The 13,412-nt window shown below is 67.3% G+C and carries 12 protein-coding genes and 1 riboswitch; of the genes, 5 read left to right on the top strand and 7 right to left on the bottom strand.

The genetic code is table 11. From position 1 onward, the window contains the following. Positions 1-788, top strand: a 788-nt coding sequence (locus tag VLA96_06310) for a class II aldolase/adducin family protein (GenBank protein HSE48804.1), incomplete at its 5' end; no start/stop codon positions are given. Here the strand turns inward: VLA96_06310 and VLA96_06305 are convergent. From VLA96_06305 to VLA96_06295, 3 genes are all read right to left on the bottom strand, one after another. Beyond that, entirely contained in the window at positions 772-2,934 is a 2,163-nt protein-coding gene (locus VLA96_06305; GenBank protein ID HSE48803.1) for a TonB-dependent receptor, read from the bottom strand. The two genes, VLA96_06310 and VLA96_06305, sit on opposite strands and share 17 nt — an antisense overlap. A gap of 26 nt (positions 2,935-2,960) precedes the next feature. Continuing rightward, a riboswitch (cobalamin riboswitch) is annotated at positions 2,961-3,127 on the bottom strand. A gap of 112 nt (positions 3,128-3,239) precedes the next feature. After that, the gene (locus tag VLA96_06300; protein ID HSE48802.1) at positions 3,240-3,950 is read right to left on the bottom strand and encodes a lysophospholipid acyltransferase family protein; all 711 of its coding nucleotides are present in this window, start codon (positions 3,948-3,950) and stop codon (positions 3,240-3,242) included. Positions 3,951-4,032: 82 nt separating this feature from the next. Further along, entirely contained in the window at positions 4,033-4,515 is a 483-nt protein-coding gene (locus VLA96_06295) for an HIT domain-containing protein (GenBank protein ID HSE48801.1), read from the bottom strand. 281 nt (positions 4,516-4,796) lie between these two features. Between VLA96_06295 and VLA96_06290 the strand changes: the two genes are divergently transcribed. Continuing rightward, entirely contained in the window at positions 4,797-6,680 is a 1,884-nt protein-coding gene (locus tag VLA96_06290; protein ID HSE48800.1) for a 30S ribosomal protein S1, read from the top strand. A gap of 323 nt (positions 6,681-7,003) precedes the next feature. On the opposite strand, the gene VLA96_06285 is transcribed toward VLA96_06290, so the two are convergent. The 3 genes from VLA96_06285 to VLA96_06275 form a co-directional block, all read right to left on the bottom strand. After that, the gene (locus VLA96_06285; protein HSE48799.1) at positions 7,004-7,375 is read right to left on the bottom strand and encodes a carboxypeptidase-like regulatory domain-containing protein; all 372 of its coding nucleotides are present in this window, start codon (positions 7,373-7,375) and stop codon (positions 7,004-7,006) included. Between the two features lie 78 nt (positions 7,376-7,453). After that, positions 7,454-7,813 (bottom strand): hypothetical protein, encoded by a 360-nt coding sequence (locus VLA96_06280; GenBank protein HSE48798.1) that lies wholly within the window; start codon positions 7,811-7,813, stop codon positions 7,454-7,456. Continuing rightward, complete coding sequence (locus tag VLA96_06275) at positions 7,803-8,000, bottom strand: hypothetical protein (protein HSE48797.1); 198 nt, start codon at positions 7,998-8,000, stop codon at positions 7,803-7,805. The genes VLA96_06280 and VLA96_06275 overlap by 11 nt, the downstream gene beginning before the upstream one ends. A 161-nt stretch (positions 8,001-8,161) precedes the next feature. Between VLA96_06275 and VLA96_06270 the strand changes: the two genes are divergently transcribed. From VLA96_06270 to VLA96_06260, 3 genes are all read left to right on the top strand, one after another. Further along, positions 8,162-9,595, top strand: a complete 1,434-nt coding sequence (locus VLA96_06270) for a M28 family metallopeptidase (GenBank protein HSE48796.1) — start codon at positions 8,162-8,164, stop codon at positions 9,593-9,595. 4 nt (positions 9,596-9,599) lie between these two features. Continuing rightward, positions 9,600-10,538 (top strand): rhomboid family intramembrane serine protease, encoded by a 939-nt coding sequence (locus VLA96_06265; GenBank protein HSE48795.1) that lies wholly within the window; start codon positions 9,600-9,602, stop codon positions 10,536-10,538. 121 nt (positions 10,539-10,659) lie between these two features. Further along, positions 10,660-11,850, top strand: coding sequence for a hypothetical protein (locus VLA96_06260; GenBank protein ID HSE48794.1), 1,191 nt, complete (start codon positions 10,660-10,662; stop codon positions 11,848-11,850). Here VLA96_06260 and pyk read toward each other — a convergent pair whose 3' ends face one another. Then, positions 11,851-13,407 carry a pyruvate kinase gene (gene pyk / locus VLA96_06255; GenBank protein HSE48793.1) on the bottom strand — a complete coding sequence of 519 codons (1,557 nt, stop codon included), beginning with the start codon at positions 13,405-13,407 and terminating at the stop codon, positions 11,851-11,853. Between the last annotated feature and the right edge of the window lie 5 nt (positions 13,408-13,412).

The raw sequence follows: 13,412 nt of genomic DNA, 5'->3' as shown, positions 1-13,412 counted from the left end.
AGCACCGCGAAGAGATCTGCCGGTTCGGCAAGCTGCTGCACGAGCGCGGCTACGTGGCCGCGACCGACGGCAACCTCTCCGTGCGGCTGGGCGACGGCAACATCCTGGTGACGCCGACGGGGATGTGCAAGAGCATGATGGAGGCCGACGACATGGTGGTCGTCGACCTGGACGGGCGGCAGGTCTCGGGGCGCCGGGGCGTAACGAGCGAGATCGGGATGCACCTGCTGATCTACCGTCTGCGGCCGGACATCCAGGCGGTGGTGCACGCGCACCCGCCGACGGCGACGGGTTTCGCGGCGTGCGGGCAGGCGCTGGACCAGCCGCTGGTCTCGGAGATCGTGGTGGCGCTGGGGTGCGTGCCGCTGGCGAAGTACGGCACGCCGGGGACGCCAGAGCTGGCCGAGGCGCTGGAGCCGCTGATCCCGGAGTACGACGCCATGCTGATGGCGAACCACGGCGTGGTCGCATACGCGGAAAGCCTGGAAAAGGCATACATGAAGATGGAGACGGTGGAACACTTCGCCAAGATCACGCTGGTCTCGCAGACGCTGGGCACGCCGCAACTGCTGGACGACGCCGAGGTGAACAAGCTGCTGCTGGCGCGGCAGAAGTACGCGGGCGTGACCTCGGCGGCGGCGATGACGCCGCACTTGAACGGCAGCCGCAACGGGTCGAGCGTGCAGATCCGCGGCTTCGGCGACATCTTCATGCACTCGAAGCGGCTGTTCGTGAGCGCGTTCTCGCTGTTCATGGCGTCGGCCAAGCTGATCACTCACCGCCGATAACGAAGCGCAGCCCTGCGCGGAAGTTCACTCCCAAGCCCGGATATCCGACGACCTCTTCGTAGCTGTGGCCGGTCACGTTCTCGATGTTGGCGTAGGCGGTGACGCGGCGGTGGAGCGCGTACCAGCCGCCGAGGTCGAGACGCGCGTAGCCGGCGGCGTGGTCCACGCCGAAGCCGAAGAAATCGGAGTCGGGACGGCGGCCGATGAAGGTGCCGGCAAGCGACGCGCCCCAACGGGCGCCGGAGTAGGTGACGAGCAGCGAGCCGGAGTGCCTGGGGCGGCGGAGGAGCGGGCGTCCGGCGGCGAGCAGCGGGTCGAAGGCGAAGGGCGCTTCGAGGATCTGCGACGAGAGGTAGGTGTACCCGGCGGTGGCGGCGAGGCGGGCGGCGAGGCGCGCGTGGAACTCGAGCTCGGCGCCGTGCGCGAGCTCGCGGTTCACGTTGACGTACTGTCCCTGGCAGAAGCAGGGGTCGAGGGCGAAATCGATCTTGTTGCGAAAGAGGTTGTGGAAGTAGGTGGCGGAGACGGCGTACTTCCCTGCCGCGAAGCTCTGCTGCACGCCGGCCTCGAGTGATTCGGCCTCCTCGGGCTTGAGCGCAAGATTGGGCAGGATGGGAAAACCGCCGCCTTGTCCGAAGGATTCGTCGAAGCGCGGGGCCTTGATGCCTTCGGAGTAGACGAAGCGCAGGCGGGTGCCGCTGAAGGTGTCGCCGCCGCGGAGGACGAGGACGCTGAGCGCGACGCGCGGGACCACGCGGTCGCCGAAGCTTTCGTTGTGCACGTAGCGGAAGCCGGGGATGAGGCTGAGGCGCTTCCAGAGAACGACGCCCTCGGCGTAGAGCGCGTGATTGCGGCGCAGGCCGGCGCTGGTGGAGGCAGAGAGCAGCTCGCCGATCTCGCCGTGCTCGTCTTCGAACTCGTAGCCGAAGTTGGCGCGGAAGAACTCGCTGGGCTGGTAGCCGCCCTGGTACAGGAAGCCGGCGCGGTTGAGGTTGGCGAAGGCGGCGAAGGGGAAATCGAAGGCCAGGGCGCGGTCGGGGTCGGCGAAGACGTCCTGATTGAAGCGGTGGTGGCGGTACTCGTAGCCGCGAAAGACGTGGGTCCAGCGCGCAGGGGCCTGCACGGTGAGCTCCGCCGAGCCGAGGAAGTTGTTCTGGCTGGCGGTCTCGCCGTCGTCGATGCCGAGCAGCGGAGCGCCGTTGTAGAGCCAGGCGCCCTGGACGCCGGCGTGGGCGTTGGAGTGGCGCGCGCGCAAGCGAAGGAAGACGCGCGGGTGCAGGACGAGGCCGAGGTTCGCGCCCTGCTCGGAGTTGGAGTACTGGTCGTTGGCGCCCTGGCCTTCCGAGTGGGTCTGGCCGGCGAAGAGGTTGTAGTCGAGGCGTTTCCAGGCGCCGGCGAGCGAGGCGTAGCCGCGCGCGGTGGCGAGGTTGCCGCCGTCGGCGCCGAAGCGCAGCTCGGGCGTGCGGGTGGAGCCGGTGGCGCTCCAGGCCTGGACGACGCTGGTCATGGCGTCGGAGCCGTAGAGCACGCTCTGCGGGCCGCGGAAGAACTCGAGGCGCTCGGCCTGGTCGAGCGGCAGGACGCCGAAGTCGAAGGTGCCGCCGGGCTCGTTGATGGGGACGCCGTCGACGATGACCTTGTTGTAGCGGGACTCGCCGCCGCGGACGAAGAGCGAGGCCTGGCCGCCGCGGCGTCCGGCCTGGTTGACGACGGCGCCGGGCAGGAAGCGGAGCGCGTCGGAGGCGGCGACGGGCTGGAGAAGCTCGAGCTGTCTGGTGTCGAGGCTCTCGACCGGGGAACCGGAGCGGTCGGTCTCGATGGGCGCGCCGGAGGCGGTGACGTTGACGGTCTCGGGCTGGGTGGCGATGGCGAGCTGCGCGGTGAGGGAGCCGGGAGCGGTGACGTCGAGCGAGCGCGGCGCGAAGCCGGCGGCGAGGACCTCGACGCGGTAGGCGCCGCCTGGGACGGAGACGGTGGCGGCGCCGTCGGCTTTCGTGGTCTGGATGGCGGCGACGGAGCTGCCGCGGTAAACGGTGACGCGCGCGCCCGCCACGACGGCGGACTGCGGGTCGGTGACCTTGACGGTGAGCTCGGCGGAGAAGGCGACGGTGGAAGAGAGCAGCAGGAAGAGCAGGAGACGGCGCACGGGAATCCTCCTTTGCACGCGAAAGGGGTGGGGATTGCGGTCCGCGCCGGTCTCCTGGCTTTACGAGGATCATGGCCCGGGCGCCTTCCCATCCCGCCGAGCGGGACAGTGGCGAACGGGCGATCCTCCTGACAGTTGCGCGGCAGCGCGGGAATCTCACCCGCTTCTCGACGCGCGGACCAAAAGGAAGTTGCGAAAGAGCTGAGCCTGTGTCGGCCGAAGAAGGTTACCGGCGGGACGAGGGAAAGTCAAAAGCACAACACCAAAAGCACAACACCAAGGACACAAAGGTCTCACAAAGGAGCTCACGAAGCGTTGCGGGTCAGTGCGCGAAGATTCTCTTCGGCGAAGATGCGGACGCGGTCGAGGGCGGCCTGGAGCTCCTGGTGATAGCGCTGCATGGCGGGCTCGTCGGCGTCGGGGGGAACGAACATGTAGCGGCTCACGCGGACCAGGACGCGCGCGAAGGGCTTGGGGATGATGAAGTCGTCCCAGGTGTTGAGGATCCAGGCGCGGTCGACGGCGTAGTGGAAGACGAGCATCGGCTTCTGGGTGGACTTGGCGAGCAGCACCGGGCCGGGCTTGGCGACGTACTTGGGGCCGCGGGGGCCGTCGATGGTGAAGGCGACGGTGTGGCCGGCCTCGATGAGCTTGCGCATCTCGAGCAGCGCGCGGGCGCCGCCGCGCGAGCTGGAGCCGCGCACCGGGAGGAAGCCGAAGTGCTCGATGGTGCGCGCGATGTATTCGCCGTCTTCGGATCGCGAGGTCATCACGCCGATGTCGCGCCCGCGGTAGTGCCAGCACGCCGGCAGGATGCAGCGGTGCCAGAAGCTGTAGATGGTGGCGGGGACGCAGAACTCGGGCGGCCCGCCCTCTTCGATGGAGACGGTGACGCGCAGAGTGACGCCGATGAGGCGGAGGATGAGAGCGGCGAGGGTCCCGCCAAGCCAGAAGAGGAACGAGTTGCGCGCGGGACGCGGCGATTCGTCGGCGATGGCGGGCGTGGGGTCGGACACTGGAGGGATTGTAACTGCGCGGCCGGAAACGCAGGTCCCTCGACTCGTCCGCCGCAGCGGACTCGCTCGGGATGACCTCCGTTCAGGGAGTGAAGGCTTTCTTCAGGCGCTCCCAGGTCACGGTGAGGTCTTCGGGGAGGACGCGAGTCTCGGCGACGGTGGTCATGAAGTTGGAGTCGGCGGACCAGCGCGGCAGGACGTGCATGTGGATGTGTCCGGCGACGCCGGCACCGGCGGCCTTGCCGATGTTCATGCCGATATTGACGCCTTCGGGGCGGTAGACCTGGCGCAAGACGGCGTCGAGGCGCTGGGTGAGGGCCATCATCTCTTCGGCGGCGGGCTGGGGGAGCTGCGCGAGCGTGTCGAGGTGCGCGGTGGGGACGACCATCACGTGTCCGGAGGTGTAGGGGAAGGCGTTGAGGACGATGTAGCAGTGGCGGCCGCGGTGGACGATGAGGGCCTTGCGGTCGTCGGGCGCCTGGGCGAGTTGGCAGAAGATGCAGCCGTCGACTTTTTCGGCCTGCGAGACGTAGGCGTAGCGCCAGGGCGTGAAGATGCGGTCCACGAAGGACAATGTACACGCGGGCGATGTCCTGCCGTGCTGAAAATGCGGGCGGCGCGGGTTTGACACTCCGGAGGGGGGTCGCTATAGTGGAAGAGTCTCGGAGCGATGAGCTCCGCAGATCCGGCCGCTGGTTTTCCAGCCTTCGTTCTTGGAACTCCTCGTGGGTATTCCCGCCGCACCGACCCGTGCGAGAGCTTCTGACGCAAGGCTCCGACCCTGAAGACTTCGAGGCCCGAACTTCCCCCAAGCATCCGGCGCGCGCCGGGTGAAGGTTTTTAACGTTGGCAGACGAGACGACAGTCCGGACCGAAGAGCAGCAGCAAGAGCCAACGCAGGCGGAAGCCCCGCAGCCTCCCCAGACGCATCCCGCAGCAGCGCAGCAGAATCCTACTCCTGACGCCCGGGCCGCAGCCCCTCATACCCCGCCCGCGCGCAAAGACAAAGAGACCATGGAAGACTTCGCAACCGTCCTCGAAAACTTCGAAGCCGAAGCGGAAGCAGCCGCGTCGGCACAACACGAACATCGCGTCACCAAAGGCACCGTGATCAAGATCACGGAGAAGAGCGTGGTGGTCGACATCGGCCAGAAGAGCGAAGGCGTGGTGCCGCTCTCGGAGGTGACCGACCACGAGGGCAAGCCGCGCTTCCAGGTGGGCGACGAGATCCCGGTGATGGTGCTGGGAGGCGAGAGCGAAGAGGGCGGCATCCGGCTGTCGCACGAGCGGGCGCAGCGCTTCGGAGCGTGGGACGAGATCGAGAAGGCGTACAACGAGAAGGCGGCCATCAAGGGCCGCGTGATCGACCGGGTGAAGGGCGGGCTGTCGGTGGAAGTGGCGGGCGCGAAGGCGTTCCTGCCGGGCTCGCAGGTGGACGTGAAGCCGGTGCGGAACCTGGACGCGCTCAAGGGACAGGAGATCGAAGTCCGCGTCATCAAGCTGAACAAGAAACGCGGCAACGTGGTGGTCTCGCGCAAGGAACTGCTGGAAGAAGGCGTGAAGGAGAAGCGCGAGAAGACGCTGGCCGAGCTGCACGAAGGCGCGGTGCTGACCGGGACGGTGAAGAACCTGACCGACTACGGCGCGTTCGTGGACCTGGGCGGCATCGACGGGCTGCTGCACATCACCGACATGTCGTGGGGGCGGCTGACGCACCCGCGCGACCTGGTGAACGTGGGCGACGAGATCCACGTGAAGGTGCTGAAGTACGACACCGAGAAGCAGCGGGTGTCGCTGGGATTCAAGCAGCTCACGCCCGACCCGTGGCTGGATGCGGCGCACCGCTATCCGGTGGGAGCGCACGTGAAGGGGCGCGTGATCTCGGTGACCGATTACGGCGCGTTCGTGGAGCTGGAACAGGGGATCGAGGGGCTGGTGCACGTCTCGGAAATGACGTGGTCGAAGCGGATGAAGCATCCGTCGAAGCTGGTGAAGGTGAACGACCAGGTCGAGACCATCGTGCTGAACGTGAACCCGACCGACCGGCGGATCTCGCTGGGCATGAAGCAGCTGGAGACGAACCCGTGGGAGACGCTGCACGAGAAGTATCCCAACGGCGCGATCGTCGAGGGCAAGGTGCGGAACCTGACCGACTTCGGCGCGTTCGTGGAAGTCGAGGACGGGATCGACGGGCTGGTGCACGTCTCGAACATGAGCTGGACGAAGCGCATCAAGCATCCGTCGGAAGTGCTGAAGAAGGGCGACAAGGTGAAGGCGGTGGTGCTGGGCATCGAGCCGGAGCAGCGGCGCCTTTCGCTCGGGATGAAGCAGCTCCAGCCCGACGTGTGGGAGACGTTCTTCCAGACGCACAAGATCGGCGACGTGGTGCACGGCAAGGTGATGCGCACGGCGACGTTCGGCGCGTTCGTCGAGATCGCGCAGGGCGTGGAAGGGCTGTGCCACAACTCGGAGGCGGTGGACGCGAGCGGCGCGCCCCTGAAGCTCGAGGCGGGCATGGAGCACGAGTTCAAGATCATCAAGATGAACCCGGAAGAGAAGAAGGTGGGGCTCTCGATCCGCGCGGTGGGCGAAGAGGCCAGCCGCCAGGAAGTGGAGCACTACAAGCAGCCGGCGAAGAGCGAGGGCAAGAGCTCGTCGTCGGGCTCGGGGGCGACCACGTCGCTGGGCGACCTGATCAACTGGAAGCGCGCGAGCAACGAAGACCGGTAAGGTTCCTGAAGGTCCAAGGCCGCCCGAAAGGGCGGCCTTTTTGTTTGTGCCGTCGGCTGAAGCCGACTGGGGAGTCGACATGGGAACTGTTCCCAGGGCTTACGCCCTGGGCTAACGAATGGCGTCCCGCTGCGCGGGACTGGTGTGTCGCTTCGCGGGCTGTTCAGGGCTTTGGAAACAGTCGTTGGCAAGCCACATCGAAGCACGGCGCCGGTAGCGAAGAGCCAGTCCGAAGGACGGGATTCGTTAGCCCAGCACGTAAGTGCTGGGAAATCGTCCCGGAGGAAGAATGAGTCGGCTTTAGCCGACGGCACAGAGAAGGGCTACTTGGCGGTGTCGATGTGGAGGTTGATGCGGGCGGAGGTGCGCGAGTCGAAGGAGCTGAGGACCTTGGTGTCGGAGCGCTTGCCCTTGTACTCGGCGAAGATCTCGTAATCGGTGTTGGGCGAGAGAGCGTTGAAGCGGTAGCTGCCGTCGTCGCCGGCATAGAGGCTCTTCACGGCCAGGGTCTTGGTGTTCTTGAGGTAGACGACGGCGGCGGGCAGCGGGGCGTCCCCCTGGCCGTAGATGTAGCCCTCGAGCGTGCGGAGCGTGCTCTCCTTCTTCTTTTCCGGCGGGACGGCCCAGGCCAGCACGGCGCCCGAGACGGTCAGAGCCGCCAGCGACAGCACGACGATGCGGAACAGCTTGTTCACGACCTTCTCCTTTGGAGACGCCCAGAAGGGCGACTCTACCCTATATGGTGAGCCTACCGTAAAGCATGACTTGGGGTTCTACTCTGTTAGATGCAGGCTGACGTCCACGCGCTCGTCATTCTCCACGTGGACCTTGGCCTCGGGCTTGGGGCCCCTGGTGTCGAGGTCGGCGGTGATGACGTAGTCGGCGGCGCCGGCGGGGACGCGCAGGGCGAACTCGCCACGGCGGTCGGAGACGCCCTCCCACTTGGCCTTCTTCTGGTCGGCGCGGCGGACCTTGAGCCTGACGCCCCAGGCGGGCCGGCCGTCGGGCGCCCAGACGGTGCAAAAGATGAGCGCGTAGGGCTTCTCTTCCTGCCTGGGCGGGGCGGCGGAGAGCAGGCCGGCGGCGAGCAGCGGGACGAGCGCGGCGAGCAGGGCGCGGCGGCTAGTAGTCACCGTTCTCATCCTCGTCTTCGGCTTCCTCCTCGTCGTCCTCGTCGTCGCTCACGAGCTTGAGCTCGAGAGGGTGGGTGGTCACGACCTCGAAGTCGGTGCCACACTCGGAGCAGGAGACGATCTCGCCTTCATCGACCTCTTCGGCGTCGACGTCGAGATCGGTTTCGCATTCTGGGCAGAGGAGCATCGCAACTCCTTGGGATCTTGGGGCGCACCACAAATGGTGCAGCGGTTGATGGCGCAAGCCCCTCGGTATATTTAGAATCTCCGGCAGCCGCCGTCAATAGCGGCACACCCTTCTTTTCGGAGACGGCCAGAAGGCCGTCTCTACTGTGAAAGGATCCCTCCATGCGACGGTCACACCGGTTCCTGGTGCTGGCACTGATCCCCTTGGTCTGCGGCAGCGCTTGGGCGCAGCGGCCGGCGCGGCAGCAGATCGACCCGCAGATCGCCTCCGCGGTGCGAGACGTCTCGCCGGCGCGGGTGAAAGCGACCATCGAGAAGCTGGTGAGCTTCGGGACGCGCAACTCGCTCTCGTCCAACGACCCTGAGATGGCGAAGCAGGGCAAGGGTGTGGTCGCGGCGCGGGAGTGGATCAAGAGCGAGTTCGAGCGCTACTCGCAGGCGTGCGGCGGATGCCTGGAGGTGCAGTACGACCAGTGGACGCAGGAGCCGGGGCGGCGGGTGCCGCAGCCCACCGACATGGCCAACGTCTACGCGGTGCTGCGGGGGACGGATGCGCTGCAGGCCAGGCGCATCTACCTGGTGACCGGGCACTATGACTCGATGCCGTCGAGCCCGACCGACCCGAAGACCAATGCTCCGGGCGCAAACGACGATGCCAGCGGCACGGCGGTGAGCCTGGAGTGCGCGCGCGTGCTGAGCAAGAAGAAGGTTCCGGCGACCATCATCTTCCTCACCGTGGTGGGCGAGGAGCAGGGACTGCTGGGGGCGGCGCACTTCGCGAAGATGGCGAAGGAGCAAGGCTGGCAGATCGAGGGCGTGCTGAACAACGACATCGTGGGCGGCGTGAAGGCGCCGGGGCAGGACCCGAGCATCGTGCGGGTATTCAGCGAGGGCGTGCCGGCGGCGGCGACGGAGGAGCAGGTGCGGATGATCCGCAACCTGGGCGGGGAGAGCGATTCGGCCTCGCGGCAGCTGGCGCGCTATGTCCGGGAAGTCGCGAAGAAGTACCTGGCCAAGACGGATTTCGGGCCGAAGCTGGTGTTCCGGCGCGACCGCTACCTGCGGGGCGGGGACCACACGGCGTTCAACGAGCAGGGGTTCGCGGCGGTGCGGTTCACGGAGTACCGCGAGGAATACAGCCACCAGCATCAGGACCCGCGGACGGAGAACGGCATCGAATATGGAGACCTGCCGAAGTACGTGGACTTCGAGTACGTAGCGAACGTGGCGCGGCTGAACGCGGCGACGCTGGCGTCGCTGGCGAGCGCGCCGCCTCCGCCGGAGAAGGTCACGCTGCTGGCGGAGAAGCTGGAGAACGACACCTCGCTGGTGTGGGAGCCCTCGACCGGAGCGACCAGCTACGAGGTGCTGTGGCGCCCCACCACGGCGGCGGAGTGGGAGAACGTGGAGCAGGCCGGCAACGCAACCCAGGCGACGCTGAAGCGCTCGAAGGACAACGTGGTGTTCGCGGTGCGCGCGGTGGACAAGCAGGGCCACAGGAGCCTGCCGGTGGTCCCGACGCCGAAGATCGGGTCGGCGCTCCCGCGGCCGCAGCAGCCGGCGGCGGCGGAGAAGAAGCCCGAGGAGAAGAAGTAGCAGCATGACGACGCGAAGAATGATGTCCGGTGGTGGAGGCGGAGGCGGGATGACGCTGAGCTTCCCGCCGTTCACGCGGGCGGTGAAGTGGATCATCGGGATCAACGTGGTGGTGTACTTCGTCCACGCGGTGCTGGGGATGGCGCCGGCGGGCGAGCCGCTGGCGCGGCTGATGGAGAAGTTCCTGCTGCTGGTGCCGGCGCTGGCCGTGCGCGGCTGGGTGTGGCAGGTCGCGACCTATTCGTTCGTCAACCTGTCGCTGCTCGCACTGATCTTCGGCATGCTCATCATCTGGTTCCTGGGAGCGATGCTGGAGTCGAGCTACGGGACGCGCTGGCTGGTGCGCTACTACGCCATTTGCTCACTGGGCGCGGCCGCCGGGACGATCGCGATGGCGTACTCGGGCATCGTGCCGAACGCCCCCGAGATGGCGATGGGCGGCGTGGCGGGCGTCTACCTCGGCTTCCTGATCGCGTTCGGCATCCTGTTCGGCGAGATGGAGTTCATGATGTTCCCGCTTCCCTTCTTCATGAAGGCGAAGTACCTGGCGGGAGTGACGCTGATCATCGCCCTGCTGATGGCCGTGAGCGGCCCGGGCGGGCTGCTGAACCTCGGCCAGCTGGGCGGGCTGATCGCCGGGTTCGTCTACATCAAGTTCTTCCACGGCGCGACAGCGCGCCGGCCGGCGGCGGGCGTGGGGCGCGGGCTCTCCGACCGCGGGTTCGGAACCGCCACGCGAATGGCGCCGAAAGAGGGCCTGTTCGCGCGCTGGAAGAACGCCTACTACCGCTGGAAGCGCCGGAGGGCGGCGCGCAAGTTCGAGGTCTACATGCGCGAGCACGACCGCGACGTGAAGTTCGACGAGTACGGCAACTACATCCCGCCGGCGGACGAGAAGCCCGGCAAGGGCAACGGCGAAGGCAAGGGCGGCTGGGTGAACTGATCGCCGCTTGACGATTGCCGATTGCCGATTTGCGCCGGCGAGTCGCCGGCGCCTACCTTCTAAGTTTTCTCGGGTTTCCCGCCGTGGTATATTCCGGCTCTCCCCAACCAACTGAAATCCTATGAAAACTACACGTCTTCTCTTTTCTTTGGCGGTGGTGGTCGCATGCCTCGCGCAGATGAGCTTCGGCGAGACGGCGGCGCAGCGCGCGCGGCGGTGGAAACAGCCGAGGGGGCTGGCCGAGATCCTGACGAACCATCGCGAGGCGCAGGGCATGGGCGCCTATGGGCGCGAGAAGCTGCGCGGGCTGGACGAGATCCGGGTGACGCGGCGCGTGACCCGCGAGGGCGACGCGCCGTACTCCGACGCCTGCCAGGCGAAGGAGCCGGACCGCATCCGGTGGGAGACCGCCGGGACGCTGGTCATCAACACCGCGACCTTCCGCGTGGAGACCGACAAGTCGGGCGAGATGAAGCGGCGCTCGCCGGAGCGTTACAACGACAGCGTGATCGCGATGTGCATGATCTCGCCGTCAAAAAGTGCGACGGTGGAGAAGGTGCGGCTGGTGGGGCGCGAGAAGCTGAACGGCAAGCCCACCATCCACCTGCTGGCGATGGACGACGTCGGGAACTACGACGAGTGGCTCGACGCCCGGGACTACACGCTGGTGCAGCGCAAGCAGAGCGGCGTGATCCTGAGCACGACGGAGGAGTGGAGCGACTTCCGGAACATCAGCGGACTGATGGTGCCGTTCCAGAAGGTCACGCGGAACACCTCGACGCTGAACCCGTGGACCGAGACCGAGACGCTGACCAAGCTGGACTTCGATCCGCAGATACCGGACGCGGACTTCACGGTGGAGGCGGCGACGGCGCGCGCGCCGAAGCCGAGCGCGCCGCAGACGAGCCAGCCGGAGAAAGAGCCGCAGGGCGCGATCACGGCGAACATCGGGGCGATGCCGGTGAGCCGCAAGGTCGGGCAGGGCGAGATCTACTCGCCGGCGTGCAGCGACGCGACCAACAGCCTGACCGTCTTTGAAGAGCGGATGGACTCGAACGACCCGGCGAAGGACATGCGCGTGACGCTGACCAACACCAGCCTGGAAGACCTGTGGGTGGAGCGCGTGAACTGCGGCGAGGGCGGCCGGATGAAGCCGCTCGAGATCCGGCAGTGCGTCTACGGCTCGAAAACGGGCTGGGTGGCGCTGGCGGCGAAGTACAAGGACGTGCGCGACGCGAGCGACGCGAAGGTGTCGAGCGCGTGCGGCGCGGCCTTCGACGCCGCGGTCGCGGTCGTCAAAGGCAGGAAGTAGCTAGCGTTTGCGGGCGCCGGCGGGGCGGATGCGCGGGGCGCGGCGGCGCTCTTTCGCGCCCGGCGGCGAGGCGCCGTCGGGCGAGCCGACCACGTGCAGGCGCATGAAGTTGGTGGAGCCGGAGGCCTGCTGCGTGCCGGCGACGATGCCCAGGATGTCGCCGGGCGCGACGGCGTGGACGCGCTCCAGTTCCTTCTCCGCCAGTTCGACCATGTCCTCGGTCGAGGGCGCGTGCTTGCACGGCATGGCGGTGACTCCCCAATAGAGGTTGAGGCGGTTGCAGACGGTCGGGACGTGCGCGAAGGCGTAGATCTGAGCCTTGGGGCGGTACTTGGAGATGGGGCGGGCGGTGGTGCCGGTGGCGGTGAAGACGCCGATGGCGCGCATGTCGAGGTCCTCGGCGGCGTGCGCGATGGACTCGCAGATGGTCTCGGAGATGGAGAGCTGGCGGCGGTCGCGGCGGCGCATCTTGCCGTTGGCGCCCATGTGCTCCTCGGTCTCGACGATGATGCGGGCCATGATGCTGACGGCCTCGCGCGGGTACTTGCCGCTGGCGGTCTCGGCGGAGAGCATGACGGCGTCGGTGCCGTCGAAGACGGCGTTGGCGACGTCGGAGGCCTCGGCGCGCGTCGGCCGCGGGTTCTCGATCATGGACTCGAGCATCTGGGTGGCGGTGATGACGGGCTTCCGCCACTCCGAGGCGCGGCGGATGATGTGCTTCTGGATGACCGGGACCTTCTCCGGCGGCATCTCGACGCCGAGGTCGCCGCGCGCGACCATCACGCCGTCGGCGACGTCGAAGATCTCTTCCAGGTGCTCGATGGCCTGCGGTTTCTCGAGCTTGGCGATGACGGGGACGTCGGAGTCGTGCGCCCTGACGATCTTCTTGACCGCGAGGACGTCGTTGGCGGTGCGGATGAAGGAGATGGCGACGGCGTCGACGCCATGCTTGAGGCCGAAGACGAGGTCCTTCTCGTCCTTCTCGGTCATGGAGGGCATGGAGAGCGCGGCGCCAGGGATGTTGATGCCCTTGTGCTCGCCGAGCAGGCCGCCGTTGATGACCTCGGTCTCGACGTCGTCGCCGCGGATGGCGAGGACGCGCAGCTCCATCAGGCCGTCGGCGAGCAGGATGTGCATGCCGGGCTGGACGTCGCGCGCGAGGGTGTCGACGGTGGTGGAGATGAGCGCGGGGGTGCCGAGGATGTCGCGGGGCGTGAGCGTGACCTTGCTGCCCTGCTTGAGCATGACCGGCAGGCGGTTCTTGAAGCGGCCGGTGCGCATCTTCGGGCCTTGCAGGTCCTGCAGGATGCAGATGGAGCGCCCTTCCTTCTGCGCGACGCGGCGCAGGCGCTCGATGACGCGCGCGTGCTCTTCGTGCGTGCCGTGGGAGAAGTTGAGGCGGGCGACGTCCATGCCGAGCCGCATGAGGTCGCGCATGGCGGCCTCGGAGCTGGAGGACGGGCCGAGGGTGCAGACGATCTTGGCGCGGCGGCGGCCGTGATACGGCGAGCCTTCCGTCCAAGTCTCGCCCGGATGGATGGGTTCGATGATGGCCATGGAAA

It is taken from the genome of Terriglobales bacterium (genome assembly GCA_035457425.1).
GTDB lineage: Bacteria > Acidobacteriota > Terriglobia > Terriglobales > Acidobacteriaceae > JACPNR01.
The sequence above is the reverse complement of the archived record's forward strand: the minus strand, read 5'-3'. Positions and strand labels throughout refer to the sequence as shown.